Genomic DNA, 20,561 nt, shown 5'->3' on the forward strand with positions numbered 1-20,561 from the left:
GCGGACCCCTGCCGCGCGCGTAACCTGAACCCTGATAAGTCGCCGGAACGGGCGTCGGTCAGGGAGTGGAACATGGTCGGCATCGCCGCCTGGGGCGCCTATGCGCCGCGTCTTCGCCTCAGCCGCAAGGCCGTCGTCGCCGCCAACGCCTGGGTCGCGCCCGGCCTGGCGGGCAAGGCCAGGGGCGAACGCTCGATGGCCAACTGGGACGAGGACGCCCTGACCATGGCCGTCGAGGCCGCTCGCGACGCCCTCGGCGTGGAAGACGAGGACCGGGCGGTGGTCGAGACGGCGATCTTCGCCTCGACGACCGCGCCGTTCGTCGATCGCCAGAACGCCGGGATCCTGGCCGCCGCCCTGACGCTGCCGCCGTCGATCGCCTCGGCCGACGTCACCGGCTCGCAGCGCTGCGGCCTCACGGCCCTCGGGCAGGCGCTCGATGCGGCCGCTTCCGGCAAGCGCGTCCTTGTGGCCGCCGGCGAGCATCGCCGGGCTCGCGCGGCCTCGCCGCAGGAGCTCGACTTCGGCGACGCGGCGGCGGCTTTCGTCGTCTCGCCCGACGGCGGCGCGGCGACGTTCCTGGGCCGAGGCACGGTCACCGACGACTTCGTCGACCACTTCCGTGGGGCGGACGCGCAGTTCGACTATGCCTGGGAGGAGCGCTGGATCCGCGACGAGGGGATCGTCAAGCTGGTTCCGCCAGCCGTTCGCGACGCCCTGGAGGCGGCGGGCGTCACGGCCGCCGAGGTCGATCACTTCTGCTTCCCGTCGGTGTTCCCCGGCATGGGCGCGACCCTGGCCAAGGCGCTGGGCATTCGTCCCGAGGCCGTCCGCGACACCCTGGCCGCCCAGCTCGGCGAGGCCGGCTGCGCCCACGGGCCGCTGCTGCTGGCCCACGCCCTGGAGGAGGCGCTGCCTGGCCAGATCGTGCTGGTCGCCCAGTTCGGCCAGGGCGCCGAAGCCCTGGTGTTCCGCGTCGGCGAGGCCGCTGTGCGTCCCGCGCGCGGCGTGACCGGCGCGCTCGCCGATCGCCAGGAAGAGACCAACTACCTGAAGTTCCTGGTCTTCAACGACCTTGTCGAATGGGACAGGGGCATGCGGGCCGAGAAGGACAACAAGACGGCCCTGACCACCCTCTATCGCAACCGCGACCAGATCCTGGGGCTGGTCGGCGGCCGCTGCCGCGAGACCGGCGTCGTGCAGTTCCCGCGCACGCGCATTTCCGTGGCCCCCAACAACCCGGCCGTCGACACCCAGGAGCCCTACCGCTTCGCCGAGCGCGCGGCCCAGGTGCTGACCTATTCGGCCGACTACCTGACCTTCTCGATGAGCCCGCCCAACCACTACGGCATGATCGTCTTCGAGGGCGGCGGGCGGATCATGCTCGACATCACCGACGTCGCGCCCGGCGAGGTCGAGACCGGCCTGCCGGTGAAGATGGTCTTCCGGATCAAGGACCGCGACGAGAAGCGCGGTTTCGTGCGCTACTTCTGGAAGGCCGCGCCGGACCGCTCGGCGCTGGCGGCGACCTCGGCCCAGGCGGCGGAGTAGGGCGGTGTCAGAGCGCGCGCTTGACGTCGGTGGCGGCGAAGTCCTCGCCCTTGAACAGCAGGGGCAGGTCGCGCGCCTTGGCCAGGGCGTAGCTGAAGCAGTCGCCGAAGTTCAGGCCGTGGCGGCCGGCGCCGTATTCGGCGAAGGCCTGCTGCGCGAGTGTCAGTTGCGGCTCGTCGAACGGCTCCAGGCTGACCTCGAATTCGTCGACAAAGCGCCTGATGTTCTCGACCTCGGCTTCGCCCTTGCGCCGCAGGCACACGACCTGAAGTTCGAGGCGTGTTGCGGCCGACATCAGAAGAGCCTCCGCGTCGGCGACGGCCTTCATGAACGCACCGGCCTCGGGCTCGTCCCAGAGGATGGCCAGAACCGCGGAAGTATCGAGGACGATCACTTCGGAAGGCCGTCTTCGTACAGCATCTCTTCAGGCGTTCGGGGGTCGAGGATGGGAAGCGCGGCTGAGCGCTTCTGCAGCTCTGCCATGAAGGCCAGCTTCTCCTCGCGTGTCTTGGGGGGCGGCCGGGGCGGCATGCGATCGCGTTCGGCCCGTACGGCGTGGGCGAACACGTCGCTCAGGCTCACGCCCTTACGGTCCGCCAGCTCCTGCGCCATGCGCAGTGTTTCCTCGTCGTGGATCACCATGCCCATGGCCGCGACGTTACACCCGATCAATACGCCCGAGAAGGCGAGCTGAGGGAGACCACGATGGCCAGCGGCATCCGCGACAAGGTCGCCATTCTCGGCATGGGCTGCAGCAAGTTCGGCGAGCGCTGGGACGCCGGACCCGACGACCTGATGGTCGAGGCCTATGTGGAGGCCATGACCGATGCGGGGATAGAGGCCAGCCAGCTCGACGCGGCGTGGTTCTCGACCCACATCGACGAGATCGGCACGGGCAAGGGCGGCACGCCGCTGTCGATCGCCCTGCGCCTGCCCAACATCGCCGTCACCCGGGTGGAGAACTTCTGCGCCTCGGGCTCGGAAGCGTTCCGGGGCGCGGTCTACGCCGTCGCGGCCGGCGCGGCCGACATCGCGCTGGCCGTCGGCGTCGAGAAGCTGAAGGACACCGGCTATGGCGGCCTGCCGTTCGGCGCGCCGGGCACGCTGACGCCGCAGGTCATGCCCAACGGCTCGGCGCCCGGCAACTTCGCGCAACTGGCCAGCGCGTATCGCGCCAAGCACGGGGTCTCCAAGGAGGACCTCAAGCGGGCCATCGCCCATGTCTCGGTCAAGAGCCACGCCAACGGCGCCAAGAACCCCAAGGCCCACCTGCGCAAAGCCATCACCGAGGAACAGGCGCTGAAGGCGCCGATCATCGCCGAGCCGCTGGGTCTGTTCGACTGCTGCGGCGTCTCGGACGGCGCGGCCGCGGCCATCGTCACCACGCCCGAGATCGCCCGGGCGCTGGGCAAGCATGACCTTGTCACGGTGAAGGCCCTGCAACTGTCGGTCTCCAACGGCTACGAGAGCCAATACAATGGTTGGGACGGCAGCCACTTCCACACCGCTCGCATCGCCGCCGGCAAGGCCTACAAGGAGGCCGGCATCGAACGCCCGCGCGAGCAGATCTCGATGATGGAGGTGCACGACTGCTTCTCGGTGACCGAGTTGGTCACCATGGAGGACCTGTTCATCTCGGCCGAGGGACGCGGCTGGCGCGACGTGCTCGACGGCTTCTACGACGCCGACGGCCCGGTGCCGTGCCAGATCGACGGCGGCCTCAAGTGCTTCGGCCATCCGATCGGCGCCTCGGGCCTGCGGATGCTCTACGAGATGTACCTGCAGCTGCAGGGCAGGGCGGGCGAGCGGCAGCTGCGCGACCCGGTCCTGGGCATGACCCACAATCTCGGCGGCGCGCCGGCCAGCAATGTCTGCTCGGTGGCCATCATCGGGCGGGAAGGGGCGTAGTGCGACGCGGCGACCTGGTGTAGTCGAGAGGCATGTCGGGACGCTTCAAGGGCTTCAAGCGCTGGATCTTCGCGGGATGCGTCCTCGTGCTGGGGATCGTCCTGACGGCGGCGTTCTACTGGCGCTACGACATCCTGCGCACGACGCTGGACCCGAAGGTGCCGTTCCAGACCTACGACCCGCCGCCGGCGCCCAACTACGCCGATCCAGCGGCCTGGGCGCTGCTGCCCAGGGGCGCGACCGGCATGGACCGCGCCGCCGACGTGTTCTTCGTCCATCCCACCACCTTCGACGGCGGGCGGGACTGGAACGCGCCCTATGACCAGCCCAAGGCCGATCGCTATCTCAATCGCGTGGTGCTGCCCAACTACGCCGCGCCGTTCTCGCGGGTGGGGCGGATCTTCGCCCCCCACTATCGCCAGGCCAGCCTCTACACCTTCCTGACCCTGCGCGACGACGCCCGCGAGGCTCGACGCTTCGCCTATGGCGATGTGCGGGACGCCTTCCGGGCCTGGCGCGACCGCTATGACAAAGGGCGGCCGCTGGTGCTGGTCGGGGTGGAGCAGGGCGGAAGCCTGCTGGCGCGCCTGGCGGCCGAGGAGATCGCGCCCGATCCCGCGCTCAAGGCCCGCTTGGCCGGCGTCTACCTGATCGAGACCGCCGTGCCGGCCGACGAGTACGGTCCGGTCGCGGCCGTCCCCGCCTGCGCGCGCCGCGACCAGGCCGGCTGCGTCGTGGCCTGGGCCTCGCTGACCGACGGCGACTTCCAGAAGGCCCAGGAGTGGCTGGGCCGCTCGCTGACCTGGAGGGGCGGAGACCAGCTGGAGAACCTCAACGGCCGCAAGCCGCTGTGCGTCAATCCGCTGCTCGGCGCCCAGACCGACGAACGGGCCCCGGCCCGGCTCAATCTCGGTTCGGTCAACGCCACGGGCCTGGAGTGGGGCGCCCGGCCGGCCTTCCTCAAGCGCCAGGTCTGGGCCCAGTGCGAGAACGGCCTGCTGCACACGGGCCGTCCCAAGTCGGCCTCGCTGCGCGACACCGGCTCGTGGACCGACCGCCGCAAGGTCGACGGCTTCAATCTGTTCTGGGCCGATATCGAGGCCGACGCCGCCGCGCGGGTGGCGGCGCTGGGCAAGCGCGAGCCTCCGGTGATCAGGGCGCCGGCGCCTTAGCCCTTTGGCGTCGCGGATCGGGGCCGCCGGAGGTCGTACCGCGCTGCAACAGCGCATGATTTTGCCGCGAGGCCCGCGGCCAAGCCGCCGATCTTGCCTTCAGCACGCGTCGCCCAGCTTGTTTTCCTGCAGCTTTGCCACCACGGCGCGACTTGTCGCCGCTGGAAGGCGAGCGCGCTTGAACCGCGTCGCAAAAGGTCCACATAAATAACGACCATCCGTCCAGTCCCGGGCGGACGGACTGTACGACTCAGGCGCATCGTCTGAAGTGACGGCAGTCCGCATGGCGAGGCGCGAGGTTCACGCGCCGGCCGGGAGTGAAAATATGTCTGAGATCCGTACGCTTCCTGTGTTGCCCCTGCGGGATATCGTTGTGTTCCCGCACATGGTGGTTCCGCTGTTCGTGGGCCGCGACAAGTCCGTGCGCGCCCTCGAGGAAGTGATGCGCGGGGACAAGCAGATCCTGCTCGTCACCCAAAAGAACAGCGCGGACGACGATCCGGCGCCGGCCGACATCTATGATGTCGGCGTGCTGGCCACCGTGCTTCAGCTGCTGAAACTGCCCGACGGCACCGTCAAGGTGCTGGTCGAAGGCAAGGGCCGCGCCGCGGTCGTGCGCTTCACCGACCAGGAAGCCTATTACGAGGCCCAGGTCGGCGAGGTCAGCGAGGACCAGGGCGCCGGCCCCGAGGCCGAGGCGCTGTCGCGCGCGGTCGTCGAGCAGTTCGAGAACTACGTCAAACTCAACAAGAAGGTGCCGCCCGAGGCCCTGGCCGCGATCCCGCAGATCGCCGAGCCGGGCAAGCTGGCCGACAGCATCGCCGCCCACCTGTCGGTGAAGATCGGCGACAAGCAGCACCTGCTGGAAATCTTCGACGTCACCAAGCGCCTGGAGAAGGTCTTCGCCCTGATGGAAGGCGAGATCTCGGTGCTGCAGGTCGAGAAGAAGATCCGCTCGCGCGTGAAGCGCCAGATGGAGAAGACCCAGCGCGAATACTATCTGAACGAGCAGATGAAGGCGATCCAGCGCGAGCTGGGCGACCCCGACGACTCGCGCGACGAGCTGATCGAGCTCGAGAAGCGCATCAAGAAGACCAAGCTTTCGAAGGAAGCCCGGGCCAAGGCCGAGGGCGAGCTGAAGAAGCTGCGCAACATGAGCCCGATGTCGGCCGAGAGCACGGTGGTCCGCAACTATCTGGACTGGCTGCTGTCGATCCCGTGGGGCAAGGCCAAGGGCAAGAAGATCGATCTCGCCGAGAGCGAGGACATCCTCGACGCCGACCACTACGGCCTGGACAAGGTCAAGGAGCGGATCCTGGAATACCTGGCCGTTCAGGCCCGGACCAATTCGCTGAAGGGCCCGATCCTCTGCCTCGTGGGCCCTCCGGGCGTCGGCAAGACCTCGCTGGGCAAGTCGATCGCCAAGGCGACCGGCCGCGAGTTCGTGCGCATGAGCCTAGGCGGCGTGCGTGACGAGGCCGAAATTCGCGGTCACCGCCGCACCTACATCGGCTCGATGCCCGGCAAGGTCATCCAGTCGATGAAGAAGGCCAAGACCACCAACGCCTTCGTCCTGCTGGACGAGATCGACAAGATGGGCAGCGACTACCGCGGCGATCCCGCCTCGGCCCTGCTCGAAGTGCTTGATCCGTCGCAGAACTCGACCTTCGGCGACCACTACCTGGAGGTCGACTACGACCTGTCCCAGGTGATGTTCGTCACCACGGCCAACAGCCTGAACATGCCCCAGCCGCTGCTGGACCGCATGGAGATCATCCGCATCCCCGGCTACACCGAGGACGAGAAGCTGGAGATCGCCAAGCGCCACGTCCTGCCGAAGCTGGCCAAGGATCACGGCCTGAAGGACAGCGAGTTCATCGTTCCGGACGCGGCCATCCGCGACCTGATCCGCTACTACACCCGCGAAGCCGGCGTGCGGTCGCTGGAGCGGGAACTGGGCAACCTGGCCCGCAAGACGGTGCGTGACCTGGCTCGCGAGAAGCTGACCAGCATCACCATCGACGACGCGCGCCTGGCCAAGTACGCCGGCGTCAAGAAGTACCGCTATGGCGAGACCGACGAGGTCGACCAGGTCGGCATCGTCACCGGTCTGGCCTGGACGGAGTTCGGCGGCGACATCCTGACCATCGAAGCCGTGAAGATGCCGGGCAAGGGCCGCATGACGGTCACCGGCAACCTCAAGGAAGTGATGAAGGAGTCGATCTCGGCGGCCAACAGCTACGTCCGTTCGCGGGCGACCTCGTTCGGCATCAAGCCGCCGATCTTCGAGAAGACCGACGTCCACGTGCACGTGCCGGACGGCGCCACGCCCAAGGACGGTCCGTCGGCCGGTATCGCCATGGCCCTGGCCATGGTGTCGGTGCTCACGGGGATCCCGATCCGCAAGGACATCGCCATGACCGGCGAGATCACCCTGCGCGGCCGGGTCACCGCCATCGGCGGCCTGAAGGAAAAGCTGCTGGCGGCCCTGCGTTCGGGCGTGAAGACCGTGCTGATCCCGCAGGAAAACGAGAAGGATCTCGTCGACGTGCCGGAAAGCGTGAAGTCGGGTCTCGAGATCATTCCGGTCTCGACGGTCGACGAAGTGCTCAAGCACGCCCTGGTCGGACCGCTGACTCCGGTCGAGTGGAGCGAATCGGAAGAGCCCCTTTCGAGCCCCGCCAAGGCCGACGACGCCGGGGACGACGCAGTTCTTACGCACTGACAGTAACTTATTGTTGATAAGTAGGGCGGCGCGGGACCTTTCCGCGCCGCCTTCGTTTGACGGGGCTTGCGAAGCCCGCATACTTCCACGCGAGCGAAGCGGCGTAAGCTGTTGCAGCGCCGCCGCTTATTGGCTGGGAGACAAAAATGACCACGAAAGCCGAACTCGTCACGGCGATCGCCGAAAAGGCGGGCATCAACAAGAACCAGGCGAAGGACGCTCTGGAAGCTTTCATCGACACCGTCACCACTTCGCTGAAGTCGGGCTCGGACGTGCGTCTGGTGGGCTTCGGCACCTTCAAGGCCGTGACCCGCGCCGCCGGCACCGCGCGCAACCCGCGCACCGGTGAGACCGTCGAGCGTCCGGCCTCGAAGACCGCCCGCTTCCAGGTCGGCGAAGGCCTGAAGACGACCCTGAACGGCTGATCCCGTTTCGGATTCTAAGGGGCGGGGCGTTGGATGACGGCCCGCCCTTTTCTATGCGCGCTTCCCATGCCGCCCGACTGCGGCTAGAAGGCGCGACCCTGCGAAGGGGCGGTTAGCTCAGCGGTAGAGCGTCTCGTTTACACCGAGAGGGTCGGGGGTTCGATCCCCTCACCGCCCACCAGGGACCCCAAGGTTGGGGTTGCTGACACCATGCTGTCAGCGGACCTTCGGCAGTCTCCCCGGCGTTGGACGCCAAAAGGGAGATCGTCATGTCCGTCAAGGGAAGCTGCCACTGCGGCGCCATCCAGTTCGAGGTCGAGACCGCGCCGACCGAACTGACCGACTGCAACTGCTCGTTCTGTTCCAAGCGCGGCAATCTCGTCGCCTACTACCAGCCGTCCAGCTTCAAGCTGCTGACCGCGCGCGACCGGGTGTCGACCTACCAGTGGGGCGACTACATGGGCACGCACCATCATTGTTCGATCTGCGGATGCGGCGCCTTCAGCCAGTTCCCGGATTTCAGCAGCGGCGAGGCCGACTACGACCATCCGCGCGTCAGCATCAACGTGCGGCTGCTGGAGAACTTCGACCTGGCCCCGCTGCCTGTGGTGCATCTCAACGGGCGGGATGATTGGTGAGGGGGGAGCGGTAAAACCTCTTGCCGTCATCCCGGCCGAAGGTGCGCGTAGCGAACCGTAGAGCCGGGACCCAGGGGCAGCTGCAATGCGTTGGCCCCTGGGTCCCGGATAAGCCCTACGGGCTTTCCGGGATGACGACCGAAGAGGTCTAAAGCAGCGCCTCCAGCGCCTGGGCCGCGTTGCGACCCGCGACGTCGCTGGCGATCTTCGCGCCCAGCGCCCTGGCCGCCTCGGCATAGGCCGGATCGTCCAGAAGCCGCGTCAGCGCCTCGCCGATCTTCTCGGGCGGGGCGTCCGGCGATACGGTGATCGCCGCGCCGCGGTGGGCGGCGCGCGTGGCGTTGTCGTTCTGGTCGCGGCCCATGGGCAGGCACAGCAGCGGGACCCCGGCCATCAAAGGGCGCAGGGTCGAGCCGTGGCCGGCGTGGGTGACGAAGGCGGCGGCCTGGTCCAGCACCGCGCCGTGCGGCGCGCTGCGGACGATCCTGACGTGGGGAGGCGCTTCGAACTCCGCCGGGTCCAGCGTCGGCCCGGTCGTCACCAAGGCGCGGACGGGCAGGGCCGAGAGGGCGGCGATCACGTTGCGCAGCGTCTTTTCCTGCGCCTGGTAGAGGCTGGAGAACGACACCACGACCAGCGGCGCGTCGCCTTCGGGCGGCGGGGCGGGCTCCACCCAGGCCGGATCGGCGAGATAGGGGCCGACATGGGCGAACGGGGCGGGCAGGGGATCGGGCGCGAAGTCGAAGGCCGGGCTGGTGGCCAGCAGGATCGCGTCCGCCGCATCGAACTGGGTGAAGAGATCGTCCAGGGGGGCGAGATCGTACTCGGCGCGGGCGGCGTTCAGCGCCGGCAGGCCCGACTGGAAGAGGCCGCGCGCCATCTGGGCGACCATGGCGTGCATGGCCCGCTCCTGGTCGTCGGCCGCTGGAGCCATGCCGGCCCCGAACGGCGGCGCGCCGGGCAGGTTGGGCAGCGACCAGATGTTGGCCGACAGCAGGGCTAGCTTCGTCCCGCGCGCCTGGGCCGCGACCATCACGCCCAGCAGCAGTTCCTGGGTGACGATGACGTCGGCGGGAAAGGCGTCCAGGGCTTCGAGCACGTCGTGGGCGTAGGCGCTGGCCGGGCCGGCCATGACCCGCTCGAGCAGGCGCTCGATCACGGCCATCGGATTGTCGGCCTCGAAGTCGCGCAGGCGGTCGTCCTCGCGGGTCTTGCCGGTCTGGAACGGCGCGGTCGTCCATGGCCGGAAGGGAACGCCCAGGGCCTGGGCGTCGGCGGCGTTGGCCGGATCGCTGATCGCCAGCACCTGGTGGCCGCGCGCGATCATGTCGGCGGCGACCATCAGCAGCGGCTGCACGTGGCCGCCGCCTTCCCAGGTGGTGAACAGAAAACGCGCCATGTCGATACCCCCGTTTGGCTCCTCCTACGACGCGGGAGCCGTTCAATCCAGGCGAACCGAAATATGGTTTTTGCGCCGATGCGCGACGCGACGTAGGGTGGCGTTGCGTGGCTGGACAACGGTCCAGCTTCGGAGGAACCTCCCGGCGCTCGAGCACCTTATCGCTTGGCGGCCGCGCAAGACGGCTCCCTCTGCAGTAGCGAGGTACGGCGTGATCGATCTTCTGCTGACTCCCCCGCCGAGCCCCGAGGCCGGCGCGCCGCAGGACCAGATTCGATCAAGCCCGGGGCGGCCCGCCCGTCTCATCGATACGACGATGCTCTATGCCCCGCGCAGCGGCGGCGTGCGCCGCTATCTCAACGCCAAACGCGCCTGGCTGGCGGAGAATCGGCCCGGCGTGCGCCACACCCTGGTGGTGCCGGGGCCGCGCGACGCCCATGACGGCCATGGCCGGGTGTCGATCTACGCCGCGCCGCTGCCGTTCGGTGACGGCTATCGCTGGCCGATCGGCAAGACCAGCTGGATGGAGCGGCTGATCCGCCAGCGTCCCGACATCATCGAGGCGGGCGATCCCTATACGCCGGGCCTGGCCGCGCTGAAGGCGGGCGACGCCCTGGGCGTGCCGGTCGTCGGCTTCTGCCACACCGATCTTGGCGCCCTGGCGGCGCTGCATATCGGCGAATGGGCCGAAAAGCCGGTCCAGAAGCGTTGGGCGGCGATCTATCGCCAGTTCGACCAGGCCGTGGCGCCGAGCCACTTCATCGCCGGACGGCTGATCGAGGCGGGGGTTCGAGACGCCATCGGCCTGCCGCTGGGCGTCGACGTCGACACCTTTCATCCCGCGCGCGGCGATCGCGCGGCGCTGCGGCGGCGACTGGGCCTGACCGATCGTCACCGAATCCTCGTCTTCGCTGGCCGTCCGGCGCGGGAAAAGAAGCTCGACGTGCTGGTCGACGCCGTCGAGCGGCTGGGCGAGCCCTATGTGCTGCTGCTGATCGGGGCCGGGGCGGGCGCGCGGGCCAGCGATCGGGTGATCTCGATGGATTATCAGCGTGACCCGGAGGCTCTGGCCGCGATCCTGGCCGGCTGCGACGCCTTCGTTCACGCCAACGACAACGAACCGTTCGGCCTGATCGTGCTGGAGGCCATGGCCTGCGGCCTGCCGGTGGTGGGCGTGGCGGCCGGGGGCGTCGCCGAAAGCGTCGACGAGCAGGTCGGCGTGCTGGCCCAGGCGTCGGAAGGCGGGGTGTTCGCCGAGGCGGTCGAGGCGCTGTTCGCCCGCGACATGGTCGCCCTCGGGCATGCCGCGCGCCTGCGGGCCGAGACCCGGCATGGCTGGACGCCGGTGTTCGAGCGCCTGACCGAGATCTACGGCCGCCTAAGCGGCTCGCGGGCCTTTCTTGGCGAAGCGGCCGCGGCGGCCGCCTCGCACTAGATAGTAAAGAGAGCGCCTCAGGCGGCCTGGCGCAGATCGTCGCGCAGGCTCGCCAGGATCTCGTAGCTGCGCAGCCGCGCGGCGTGGTCGTGAATCTGCGAGGCGGCCATCACCTCGTCGGCGCCGGTGGCCTCGATCACCGCCCGCAGCTTGGCCGCCACGGTCGTGGGCGAGCCGATCGCCGAATAGCGGAAGGTGTTGTTCACGCCGGCCAGTTCGGCGGGCGAAGCGATGGCGGTGATGTCGTCGACCGGAGGCGGCAGCAGGCCGGGGTTGCCGCGACGCAGGGCCAGGAATTGCTGCTGGGTCGAGGTGTGCAGGCGCTGGGCCTCCTCGTCGGTGTCGGCCGCGCAGACCCCGATGCAGATCATGAAGTAGGGCTTGTCGAGCTGGGCCGAGGGGCGGAAGCCGCGGCGATAGACCTCGACAGCCTGCATCAGCTGTTCCGGCGCGAAGTGGGCGGCGAAGGCGTAGGGCAGGCCAAGCGCCGCCGCCAGCTGTGCGCCATAGGTGCTGGAACCAAGCAGCCACAGCGGCACGTCCTGGCCTTCGCCGGGAATCGCGCGGACGGCCTGGTCTTCCGTGGCCGGCTTGAACCAGTGCTGCAGCTCGACGACATCCTCGGCGAAGCGGTCGACCGAGCCCGCATAACGGCGCAAAGCGCGGATCGTGGCCTGGTCGGTGCCCGGCGCGCGGCCCAGGCCCAGGTCGATTCTGCCAGGATGCAGCGCCGCGAGCGTGCCGAAAGCCTCGGCGATCATCAGCGGCGCGTGGTTGGGAAGCATGATGCCGCCCGATCCGACTCGAATTTTCTGGGTTCCGGCGGCGACGTGACCAATGACCACGGTTGTGGCGGCGCTGGCGATACCGGGCATGTTGTGGTGCTCGGCCAGCCAATATCTGTGGAAACCTAGCGACTCGGCATGTCGCGCGAGGTCCAAAGTATTGGCGAGCGCTTTACTGACCGTTGTTCCTTGAGGAACCGGCGACAGATCGAGGACGGAAAAAGGGATATCGGCGGACTGGGTCATGTCCGCTACATGGGATGCGACCGGTCGGTAACAACCGTCCGGCGACACAATTTGTCGCAGTCGTTCCAGCGGACGCGCGCGCAAGCGGCAGCGCCAGGCGCTTAAACGAGCAACTTGAAAAAGTGGGGAAGGGGAAAGTGGCGCGAATGACGGGGCTCGAACCCGCGACCTCCGGCGTGACAGGCCGGCGCTCTAACCAACTGAGCTACATCCGCGTCGCGTAAAGGCCTAAACCCTTACGAAGCGCTCGCTTTTACCTCGGATCGCTACCTTCGAGAAGAAGGTGGCGCGAATGACGGGGCTCGAACCCGCGACCTCCGGCGTGACAGGCCGGCGCTCTAACCAACTGAGCTACATCCGCATTTGCTGTCCGCCGAGGCGGAAGTGCGACCCGCCGTGCGGCGAGGGGCGTCTGATATGTCGGGCCGAGACTCGTGTCAACGGCCATGTCGCAGAACCTGTGGATGCCTTGTAGTTGCGATCGTTTCTCAATGTGCCCCGGGCGTTTGAAGCGTGGGAAATGCTGGGCTACAACGCGGCCGATTCAAGCCAAGGGCTGTCATGACCGCCTTCCTTCTCCAGTACCTGCCGATCGTGATCTTCATCGGGATCGCGGCCGTTATCGGCATCGTCTTCATGTTGGCCGCCGCCGTGCTCGCGCCCAAGGCGCCGGACCCGGAAAAGCTGTCCGCGTACGAATGCGGCTTCAACGCCTTCGACGATGCGCGCATGAAGTTCGACGTCCGGTTCTACCTGGTGTCGATCCTCTTCATCATCTTCGACCTCGAAGTGGCGTTCCTGTTCCCGTGGGCCGTCACCCTGCTGAAGCTGCCGCCTGACGTGGCTCAATACGCCTTCTGGTCCATGCTGGCCTTCCTGGGCGTTCTTACCGTCGGCTTTATCTACGAATGGAAGAAGGGCGCCCTCGAATGGGAGTGATCGTTCCCGCCAACAGCTCGCCCGTCGTTCCGGCCGGCGCCGCTGGCCGCTCGACCGTGCAGGGCTATGACCCCAAGCTGCACGACGCCTTCTTTGACGGCGTCTCCCAGCAACTGGCCGACAAGGGCTTCATCACGGCCGCCGCCGACGACCTCATCACCTGGGCCCGCACGGGCTCGCTGATGTGGATGACGTTCGGCCTGGCGTGCTGCGCCGTCGAGATGATGCACTCGGCCATGCCGCGCTACGACCTGGAGCGCTACGGCTTCGCCCCCCGCGCCAGCCCGCGTCAGTCGGACGTGATGATCGTGGCCGGCACGCTGACCAACAAGATGGCCCCGGCTCTGCGCAAGGTCTACGACCAGATGCCCGAGCCCCGCTACGTCATCTCGATGGGCAGCTGCGCCAACGGCGGCGGCTACTACTATTACAGCTACAGCGTCGTGCGCGGCTGCGACCGCGTCGTGCCGATCGACATCTACGTGCCGGGCTGCCCGCCCACGGCCGAAGCGCTAGTCTACGGCGTGCTGCAGCTCCAGAAGAAGATCCGTCGCACGGGGACCATCGAGCGATGAGCCAAGACCTCGAAGCCCTCGGCCAGGCGATCGTCGCCAATTCGGCCGGCGCGATCGCCTCGTACAACGTGGCGTTCGGCGAGCTGAACCTGCTGGGTTCGGCCAACCGCGCGGTCGAGCTGCTGACCTACCTGCGCGACCACCCCGACTATCGGTTCCATCAGCTGGTGGACCTGACGGCGGTCGACTACCCCGAGCGCGCCGCGCGCTTCGACGTGGTCTACCACCTGCTGTCGATGGTGAAGAACGTCCGCGTCCGCGTGAAGGTGCAGACCGACGAAGACACCCCGGTGCCGAGCGCCACGCCCGTGTTCCCGGTCGCCGACTGGTTCGAGCGCGAAGTGTTCGACATGTACGGCGTGTTCTTCGAAGGCCACCCGGACCTGCGCCGGATCCTGACGGACTATGGTTTCCACGGCCACCCGCTGCGGAAAGACTTCCCGATGACCGGCTATGTCGAGGTCCGCTACGACGACGAACTCAAGCGCGTCGTCTACGAACCCGTGAAGATCACCGAGTACCGCGCATTCGACTTCCTCTCTCCGTGGGAGGGCGCCAAGTACGCCCTGCCGGGCGACGAGAAGGCGGAGAAGGCTTAAGTCATGACTGGCACGAACGCTCCCGCCGCGGCGACCGACTTCTTCCGCGACGAACCGACCGTTCCGGCGATCCCGGAAACCCCGGTCCGCAAGTTCAACATCAACTTCGGCCCCCAGCACCCGGCCGCGCACGGCGTGCTGCGTCTGGTGCTGGAGCTCGACGGTGAAATCGTCGAACGCGTCGATCCGCACATCGGCCTGCTGCACCGCGGCACCGAGAAGCTGATGGAAGCGCGCACCTATCTGCAGAACATCCCGTACTTCGACCGCCTCGACTACGTGGCGCCGATGAACCAGGAACACGCGTTCTGCATGGCGATCGAGAAGCTGCTGGGCGTGGAAGTGCCCAAGCGCGGCCAGATCGTCCGCGTGCTGTTCTGCGAGATCGGCCGCATCCTGAACCACCTGCTGAACGTGACGACCCAGGCCATGGACGTCGGCGCCCTGACGCCGCCGCTCTGGGGCTTCGAGGAGCGCGAAAAGCTGATGGTGTTCTACGAGCGCGCCTGCGGCGCTCGCCTGCACGCCAACTATTTCCGTCCGGGCGGCGTCCACCAGGACCTGACCCCGAGCCTGATCGACGACATCGAGACCTGGGCGAAGGCTTTCCCCAAGATCTGCGACGACATCGAGGGCCTGATCACCGACAACCGCATCTTCAAGCAGCGTAACGTCGATATCGGCGTCGTGAGCAAGGAAGACGCATGGGCCTGGGGCTTCTCGGGCGTGATGGTGCGCGGTTCGGGCATCGCCTGGGACCTGCGCCGCAACCAGCCGTACGAGAACTACAACGAGTTCGAGTTCGACATCCCGCTGGGCAAGAACGGCGACTGCTACGATCGCTATCTCTGCCGCATGCAGGAAATGCGCGAGAGCACCAAGATCATCCTGCAGGCCGTGGCCATGCTGCGCGCCACGCCGGGTCCGGTGCTGAGCGAGGACAACAAGGTGGCTCCGCCCCGTCGCGCCGAGATGAAGCGCTCGATGGAAGCCCTGATCCACCACTTCAAGCTCTACACCGAGGGCTTCAAGACGCCGGAAGGCGAGGTCTACGCGGCCGTCGAAGCCCCCAAGGGCGAGTTCGGCGTCTACGTCGTCAGCAACGGCACCAACAAGCCGTACCGCTGCAAGATCAAGGCTCCGGGCTTCTCGCACCTGGCGGCCATGGACTGGATGAACCGCGGCCACCAGCTGGCCGACGTTTCGGCCATCCTGGGCTCGCTCGACATCGTGTTCGGCGAGGTCGACCGATGAGCCTCGAGACCATCGCCCTCGAAACCGTCGCTCAGGCCCAGCTCGACGCCTACAACGCCCAGGACCTGGACGCCCACTGCGCCCACTTCTCGGACGACGTGGTCGTGGCCGGCCTGAACGGCGAGGTGGCGCGCACGGGCATCGAGGCCTACCGCGCCTTCTACGCCAAGACCTTCGCCGAGTTCCCCAAGAACCACGCGAAGCTGCTGAACCGCATCGTGGTCGGCTCGAACGTGATCGATCACGAGCATGTCGACCGCGGCAACGGCGACGAACCCTTCCAGGTCGCCGCCATCTACACCTTCAAGGGCGACAAGATCGTCCGCGTGGATTTCGCACGATGAGCGTCCGTCGTCTCGCCAAGGAACAGCCCGCCAGCTTCGCCTTCTCGGCCGAAAGCCAGGCCAAGGCCGACTGGTGGAAAGCCAAGTACCCCGCCGCCCGCAAGCAGTCGGCGGTGATCCCGATGCTGTGGCTGGCCCAGAAGCAAGAGGGCTGGGTGCAGGAGCCCGCGATCCAGGAGATCGCCCGCCAGCTCGAGATGCCGGTCATCCGCGTTCTGGAAGTGGCCACCTTCTACGTGATGTTCCAGCTGGCCCCGGTCGGCAAGACCGCCTTCGTCCAGCTGTGCGGCACCACGCCGTGCCAGCTGCGCGGCGCGCTCGACCTGCGCTCGGTGCTGGAGAAGAAGATCGGTCCGGCCCACTCGGTGTCGGCTGACGGCAAGTTCAGCTGGGAAGAGGTCGAGTGCCTCGGCGCCTGCTGCAACGCCCCGATGGCCGCCATCAACGACTACTACTACGAAGACCTGACGCCGGAGAGCCTGGCCCAGATCCTCGACGACTTCGCCGCGGGCAAGGCCCCGCAGCCGGGCAGCTATGAGGGCCGCAAGTCCTCGGAGCCGAAGGACAAGATCCAGACCCTGACCGACCCGAAGCTGTACGACGGCTCGGCGGCCAAGAAGATCAAGATCCCGAACCTGCCCGAGAAGCCGAAGAAGACCAAGGCGGAGCCCGCCGCCTGATGACCGACGTGGCCGTCCAACAGAAGAAGCGCTTCACGACGATGATCGCCATCGACGTCGTGTGCTTCCTGCTGGCCGGCGCGGCGATCGTCGGCCACGTGGCCTTCGGCGTGGGCTGGCTGCTGCCGGTCTTCGTCCTGGCCATCGTGGCGGGCTTAAGCGCCCAGATCTGGTTCGTGGTCGGGTGGCTGAAGGCCACCAGGCCGCAGGACCCGCAAGCGGGGAGGGCGCCATGAGCGACGACCTCGCCGACAAGCGGCGGGCCTACGTGGCCACGATCCGAGGGCTCTACCGCAAGGAAAGAGCCGTGGGCTTCGTGGCCTGCCTGGCCGGGGTGCTGCTGCTGATCTGGGGCCGGGAGGTCCCCGGCGCGCCAGCCTGGGCTACGCCCACAGGTCTTTTGGTGATCGGCGCCGGTTGGCTGCTTTTCGCCTATGTCATCGTCCGGCGGACGCGCTATGTCCGCACCCATCCATTCGATCCGCAAAGCTAGAGTCATGGTCGGTATCCTCGAAGACAAGGATCGCATCTTCACCAACCTTTACGGGCTCCAGGACTGGGGTCTGGAAGGTGCGAAGGCGCGCGGTTGCTGGAACGGCACCAAGGATATTCTGGACGCCGGGCGCGACTGGATCATCGAGAACATGAAGAACTCGGGTCTGCGAGGCCGCGGGGGCGCTGGTTTCTCGACCGGTCTGAAGTGGTCCTTCATGCCCAAGGAAGTGAAGGAAGGCCGTCCGCACTATCTCGTCGTCAACGCCGACGAGTCCGAGCCGGGCACCTGCAAGGACCGGGAGATCATGCGGCATGACCCGCACCTCCTGATCGAGGGCTGCCTGATCGCCTCGCGCGCCATGCTGGCCCACGCCTGCTACATCTACATCCGCGGCGAGTACGTCTTCGAGCGCGAGCGCCTGGAAGCGGCGATCAAGCAGGCCTACGAGGCCAAGCTGGTCGGCAAGAACAACGTCCACGGCTGGGACTTCGACATCTACGTCCACCACGGCGCCGGCGCCTATATCTGCGGTGAAGAGACGGCCCTGCTGGAAAGCCTGGAAGGCAAGAAGGGCCAGCCGCGCCTGAAGCCGCCGTTCCCGGCCGGCGCCGGCCTCTATGGCATGCCGACCACGGTCAACAACGTCGAGAGCATCGCCGTCGCCGGCACCATCCTGCGCCGCGGCGCCTCGTGGTTCGCCGGCTTTGGCCGCCAGAACAACGCCGGCACCAAGCTGTTCTGCGTCTCGGGCCACGTGAACCTGCCCTGCAACGTCGAAGAAGCCATGAGCATCCCCTTCCGTCAGCTGATGGAAGACCACTGCGGCGGCATTCGCGGCGGCTGGGGCAACCTCAAGGCCGTCATCCCGGGCGGTTCGTCGGTTCCGATGATCCCGGCCGAGCAGTGCGAAGACCTGCCGATGGACTTCGACGCCCTGCGTAACCTGAAGTCGGGCCTGGGCACCGCCGCCGTCATCGTCATGGACAAGTCCACCGACCTGGTCCGCGCCATCGCCCGCCTGTCGTACTTCTACAAGCACGAGAGCTGCGGCCAGTGCACGCCGTGCCGTGAAGGCACCGGCTGGATGTGGCGCGTCATGGAGCGCATGGCCACCGGCGAAGCCGATCCGAAGGAAATCGACACCCTTCTGGACGTCACGACCCAAGTCGAGGGTCACACCATCTGCGCCCTGGGCGACGCGGCCGCCTGGCCGATCCAGGGTCTGTTCCGCCACTTCCGCCACGAGGTTGAAGAGCGGATCGCTTCCTATCGTAGCGGTCGCCTGCACGTGCAGGGCGCCAAGCTGATCGCGGCGGAGTAACGAGAATGGCAATCGCCAAGGTCAACGGCGTCGAGGTCGAGTTCGAACCCGGCATGACGGTTCTGCAGGTCGCGGAACTGGCTGGGGAAGAGATCCCGCGCTTCTGCTATCACGAGCGTCTGAGCATCGCCGGCAACTGCCGCATGTGCCTGGTCGAGGTCAAACCCGGTCCGCCGAAGCCGCAGGCTTCGTGCGCCCTGCCGGCGGCCGAGGGCCAGGAGATCTTCACCAACACCCCGATGGTCAAGAAGGCCCGCGAAGGTGTGATGGAGTTCCTGCTCATCAACCACCCGCTGGACTGCCCGATCTGCGACCAGGGCGGCGAGTGCGACCTGCAGGACCAGGCCGTCGGCTACGGCCGCGACGACAGCCGCTACGACGAGAACAAGCGCGCGGTCGAAGAGAAGGCCATGGGCCCGCTCATCAAGACCGTGATGACGCGCTGCATCCAGTGCACCCGCTGCGTCCGCTTCATCACCGAAGTCGCCGGCTCGCCGGAAATCGGCCTGATCTCGCGCGGCGAAGACGTTGAAATCACGACCTACCTGGGCGCCGCGGTGACCTCGGAGCTGTCGGCCAACGTCATCGACCTGTGCCCGGTCGGCGCCCTGACCTCCAAGCCGTACGCCTTCGAAGCCCGTCCGTGGGAACTGAAGAAGACCGAAAGCATCGACGTGATGGACGCGCTCGGCTCGTCGATCCGCGTCGACGGCCGCGCCAACGCCGTGCTGCGCGTGCTGCCGCGCATCAACGAGGAGGTCAACGAAGAGTGGATCTCCGACAAGACCCGCTACGCCGTCGACGGCCTGCAGCGCCAGCGCCTGGACCGTCCGTACGTCCGCGTCGACGGCAAGCTGAAGCCGGCCACCTGGGCCGAAGCCTTCGCCGCCGTATCGGCCAAGATCAAGGCGACCGCCCCTGAGCGCATCGGCGTCATCGCCGGCGACCTGCAGGACGCCGAAAGCCTGAAGGCGACCAAGGACCTCTTCACCGCCCTGGGCGTGAAGAACCTCGACGCCCGCCAGGACGGCGCCGCCCTGGGCGCGGGCCCGCGCGAGAGCTGGCTGTTCAACTCGACCATCGCCGGCATCGAAGACGCCGACGTCGTGCTGTTCGTGGGCAGCAACCCGCGCCTCGAGGCCCCGGTCCTCAACGCCCGCTTCCGCAAGCAGTGGATCGCCGGCAAGACCCGCTTCGGCGTCATCGGCGAGCAAGCCGACCTGACCTTCGACTACGACTACCTCGGCGCCGGCGCCAAGACCCTGTCGGGCCTGGCCAAGGCCAAGAACGACTTCGTCGCCGCCCTGAAGGCCGCCGAGCGCCCCGCGATCATCATCGGCCAGGGCGCCATCGCCCGCGCCGACGGCGCGGCGATCCTCAAGGCCGCCGCCGGCCTCGCCAAGACCTTCAACGTGGTCCGCGAAGGCTGGAACGGCTGGAACGTGCTGCACACCGCCGCCGCCCGCGTGGCCGGCCTCGACCTGGGCTTCGTGCCGGCCGAGGGTGGCCTGGCCGCTGGCGACATGCTGAAGCCGGGCGCGGTCGACGTGCTGTTCCTGCTGGGCGCCGACGAGTGCGAAAGCGCCGCCAGCGACGCCTTCAAGATCTATCTCGGCACCCACGGCGACGCCGGCGCCCACAAGGCCGACGTCATCCTGCCGGGCGCCGCCTACACCGAAAAGAACGGCCTGTACGTCAACACCGAGGGCCGGGTGCAGATGGGCAAGCGCGCCGTGTTCCCGAAGGGCGAGGCCAAGGAAGACTGGTCGATCCTGCGGGCGCTGTCGGAAACTCTGGGCCACAAGCTGCCGTACGACAGCCTGGACCAGCTGCGCGCCAAGCTGTTCGCCGATCACCCGACTTTCGGCCAGATCGACTTCGCTCCGGGCTCGGTTCCCACCGTGTTCGACCTCGCCGGTATCGGCGGGGAAGGGGAGGCGACCGACGCTCCGTTCGAGAGCCCGGTGAAGGCCTTCCACCTGACCAATCCCATCGCGCGCGCCAGCGTGACCATGGCCGAGTGCGCGGCCAACGTCTCGGCCGCCTCCAAGATCGCCGCGGAGTAAGCC

Annotated in this window: 21 protein-coding genes and 3 tRNA genes; 18 read left to right on the top strand and 6 right to left on the bottom strand. The window is 67.6% G+C overall.

What is annotated here, in order from left to right; translation table 11 throughout:
* Window positions 1-72: 72 nt before the first annotated feature.
* On the top strand, window positions 73-1,551 hold the full coding sequence (locus DDF62_RS13200; protein ID WP_116489541.1) for a hydroxymethylglutaryl-CoA synthase family protein: 1,479 nt from the start codon (window positions 73-75) through the stop codon (window positions 1,549-1,551).
* A gap of 7 nt (window positions 1,552-1,558) precedes the next feature.
* Here the strand turns inward: DDF62_RS13200 and DDF62_RS13205 are convergent, their stop codons facing one another.
* Both DDF62_RS13205 and DDF62_RS13210 read right to left on the bottom strand, forming a co-directional pair.
* Window positions 1,559-1,945 (bottom strand): type II toxin-antitoxin system VapC family toxin, encoded by a 387-nt coding sequence (locus DDF62_RS13205; RefSeq protein ID WP_208866862.1) that lies wholly within the window; start codon window positions 1,943-1,945, stop codon window positions 1,559-1,561.
* On the bottom strand, window positions 1,942-2,199 hold the full coding sequence (locus DDF62_RS13210; protein ID WP_116489542.1) for a type II toxin-antitoxin system VapB family antitoxin: 258 nt from the start codon (window positions 2,197-2,199) through the stop codon (window positions 1,942-1,944). The genes DDF62_RS13205 and DDF62_RS13210 overlap by 4 nt, the downstream gene beginning before the upstream one ends.
* A gap of 57 nt (window positions 2,200-2,256) precedes the next feature.
* On the opposite strand from DDF62_RS13210, the gene DDF62_RS13215 reads away from it, so the two are divergent.
* The 6 genes from DDF62_RS13215 (at window position 2,257) to DDF62_RS13240 (ending at window position 8,419) form a co-directional block, all read left to right on the top strand.
* Window positions 2,257-3,459, top strand: a complete 1,203-nt coding sequence (locus DDF62_RS13215; RefSeq protein WP_116489543.1) for an acetyl-CoA acetyltransferase — start codon at window positions 2,257-2,259, stop codon at window positions 3,457-3,459.
* A 32-nt stretch (window positions 3,460-3,491) separates the two neighbouring features.
* On the top strand, window positions 3,492-4,631 hold the full coding sequence (locus tag DDF62_RS13220) for a DUF3089 domain-containing protein (RefSeq protein ID WP_116489544.1): 1,140 nt from the start codon (window positions 3,492-3,494) through the stop codon (window positions 4,629-4,631).
* A 325-nt stretch (window positions 4,632-4,956) separates the two neighbouring features.
* Window positions 4,957-7,356, top strand: coding sequence for an endopeptidase La (gene lon / locus DDF62_RS13225; protein WP_116489545.1), 2,400 nt, complete (start codon window positions 4,957-4,959; stop codon window positions 7,354-7,356).
* Between the two features lie 146 nt (window positions 7,357-7,502).
* A complete protein-coding gene (locus DDF62_RS13230) occupies window positions 7,503-7,781 on the top strand; it encodes an HU family DNA-binding protein (RefSeq protein ID WP_058346343.1) in 279 nt (92 codons plus the stop codon).
* Between the two features lie 106 nt (window positions 7,782-7,887).
* Window positions 7,888-7,962 (top strand) — tRNA-Val (locus tag DDF62_RS13235).
* A gap of 88 nt (window positions 7,963-8,050) precedes the next feature.
* The gene (locus tag DDF62_RS13240) at window positions 8,051-8,419 is read left to right on the top strand and encodes a GFA family protein (RefSeq protein ID WP_116489546.1); all 369 of its coding nucleotides are present in this window, start codon (window positions 8,051-8,053) and stop codon (window positions 8,417-8,419) included.
* A 148-nt stretch (window positions 8,420-8,567) separates the two neighbouring features.
* On the opposite strand, the gene DDF62_RS13245 is transcribed toward DDF62_RS13240, so the two are convergent.
* Window positions 8,568-9,818, bottom strand: a complete 1,251-nt coding sequence (locus DDF62_RS13245; RefSeq protein WP_116489547.1) for a glycosyltransferase — start codon at window positions 9,816-9,818, stop codon at window positions 8,568-8,570.
* Between the two features lie 226 nt (window positions 9,819-10,044).
* Between DDF62_RS13245 and DDF62_RS13250 the strand changes: the two genes are divergently transcribed.
* Entirely contained in the window at window positions 10,045-11,253 is a 1,209-nt protein-coding gene (locus tag DDF62_RS13250; RefSeq protein WP_425267050.1) for a glycosyltransferase family 4 protein, read from the top strand.
* 17 nt (window positions 11,254-11,270) lie between these two features.
* Here DDF62_RS13250 and DDF62_RS13255 read toward each other — a convergent pair whose 3' ends face one another.
* From DDF62_RS13255 to DDF62_RS13265, 3 genes are all read right to left on the bottom strand, one after another.
* Window positions 11,271-12,284 carry an LLM class flavin-dependent oxidoreductase gene (locus tag DDF62_RS13255; protein WP_116489549.1) on the bottom strand — a complete coding sequence of 338 codons (1,014 nt, stop codon included), beginning with the start codon at window positions 12,282-12,284 and terminating at the stop codon, window positions 11,271-11,273.
* Between the two features lie 138 nt (window positions 12,285-12,422).
* A tRNA-Asp gene (locus tag DDF62_RS13260) sits at window positions 12,423-12,499 on the bottom strand.
* A gap of 69 nt (window positions 12,500-12,568) precedes the next feature.
* Window positions 12,569-12,645, bottom strand: a tRNA-Asp gene (locus DDF62_RS13265).
* A 200-nt stretch (window positions 12,646-12,845) separates the two neighbouring features.
* Between DDF62_RS13265 and DDF62_RS13270 the strand changes: the two genes are divergently transcribed.
* Genes DDF62_RS13270 through nuoG form a run of 10 tightly spaced genes read left to right on the top strand, consistent with a single transcriptional unit; the run spans window position 12,846 to window position 20,558 of the window.
* Entirely contained in the window at window positions 12,846-13,223 is a 378-nt protein-coding gene (locus DDF62_RS13270) for an NADH-quinone oxidoreductase subunit A (protein ID WP_116489550.1), read from the top strand.
* Window positions 13,193-13,798 carry a NuoB/complex I 20 kDa subunit family protein gene (locus DDF62_RS13275; protein ID WP_101712996.1) on the top strand — a complete coding sequence of 202 codons (606 nt, stop codon included), beginning with the start codon at window positions 13,193-13,195 and terminating at the stop codon, window positions 13,796-13,798. The genes DDF62_RS13270 and DDF62_RS13275 overlap by 31 nt, the downstream gene beginning before the upstream one ends.
* A complete protein-coding gene (locus DDF62_RS13280; protein WP_116489551.1) occupies window positions 13,795-14,397 on the top strand; it encodes an NADH-quinone oxidoreductase subunit C in 603 nt (200 codons plus the stop codon). The genes DDF62_RS13275 and DDF62_RS13280 overlap by 4 nt, the downstream gene beginning before the upstream one ends.
* A gap of 3 nt (window positions 14,398-14,400) precedes the next feature.
* Window positions 14,401-15,651 (top strand): NADH-quinone oxidoreductase subunit D, encoded by a 1,251-nt coding sequence (locus tag DDF62_RS13285; protein ID WP_116489552.1) that lies wholly within the window; start codon window positions 14,401-14,403, stop codon window positions 15,649-15,651.
* A complete protein-coding gene (locus tag DDF62_RS13290; protein ID WP_425267049.1) occupies window positions 15,648-15,995 on the top strand; it encodes a nuclear transport factor 2 family protein in 348 nt (115 codons plus the stop codon). Before DDF62_RS13285 ends, DDF62_RS13290 begins: the two co-directional genes overlap by 4 nt.
* On the top strand, window positions 15,992-16,675 hold the full coding sequence (gene nuoE, locus DDF62_RS13295) for an NADH-quinone oxidoreductase subunit NuoE (RefSeq protein WP_109455027.1): 684 nt from the start codon (window positions 15,992-15,994) through the stop codon (window positions 16,673-16,675). The genes DDF62_RS13290 and nuoE overlap by 4 nt, the downstream gene beginning before the upstream one ends.
* Window positions 16,675-16,911 (top strand): hypothetical protein, encoded by a 237-nt coding sequence (locus DDF62_RS13300; RefSeq protein WP_116489553.1) that lies wholly within the window; start codon window positions 16,675-16,677, stop codon window positions 16,909-16,911. The genes nuoE and DDF62_RS13300 overlap by 1 nt, the downstream gene beginning before the upstream one ends.
* The gene (locus tag DDF62_RS13305) at window positions 16,908-17,168 is read left to right on the top strand and encodes a hypothetical protein (RefSeq protein ID WP_101712990.1); all 261 of its coding nucleotides are present in this window, start codon (window positions 16,908-16,910) and stop codon (window positions 17,166-17,168) included. Before DDF62_RS13300 ends, DDF62_RS13305 begins: the two co-directional genes overlap by 4 nt.
* A gap of 4 nt (window positions 17,169-17,172) precedes the next feature.
* The gene (nuoF, locus tag DDF62_RS13310) at window positions 17,173-18,492 is read left to right on the top strand and encodes an NADH-quinone oxidoreductase subunit NuoF (RefSeq protein ID WP_116489554.1); all 1,320 of its coding nucleotides are present in this window, start codon (window positions 17,173-17,175) and stop codon (window positions 18,490-18,492) included.
* Between the two features lie 5 nt (window positions 18,493-18,497).
* Window positions 18,498-20,558, top strand: coding sequence for an NADH-quinone oxidoreductase subunit NuoG (gene nuoG / locus DDF62_RS13315; protein ID WP_116489555.1), 2,061 nt, complete (start codon window positions 18,498-18,500; stop codon window positions 20,556-20,558).
* Window positions 20,559-20,561: the final 3 nt, after the last annotated feature.

This window comes from Caulobacter radicis (genome assembly GCF_003094615.1).
Lineage (GTDB): Bacteria > Pseudomonadota > Alphaproteobacteria > Caulobacterales > Caulobacteraceae > Caulobacter > Caulobacter radicis.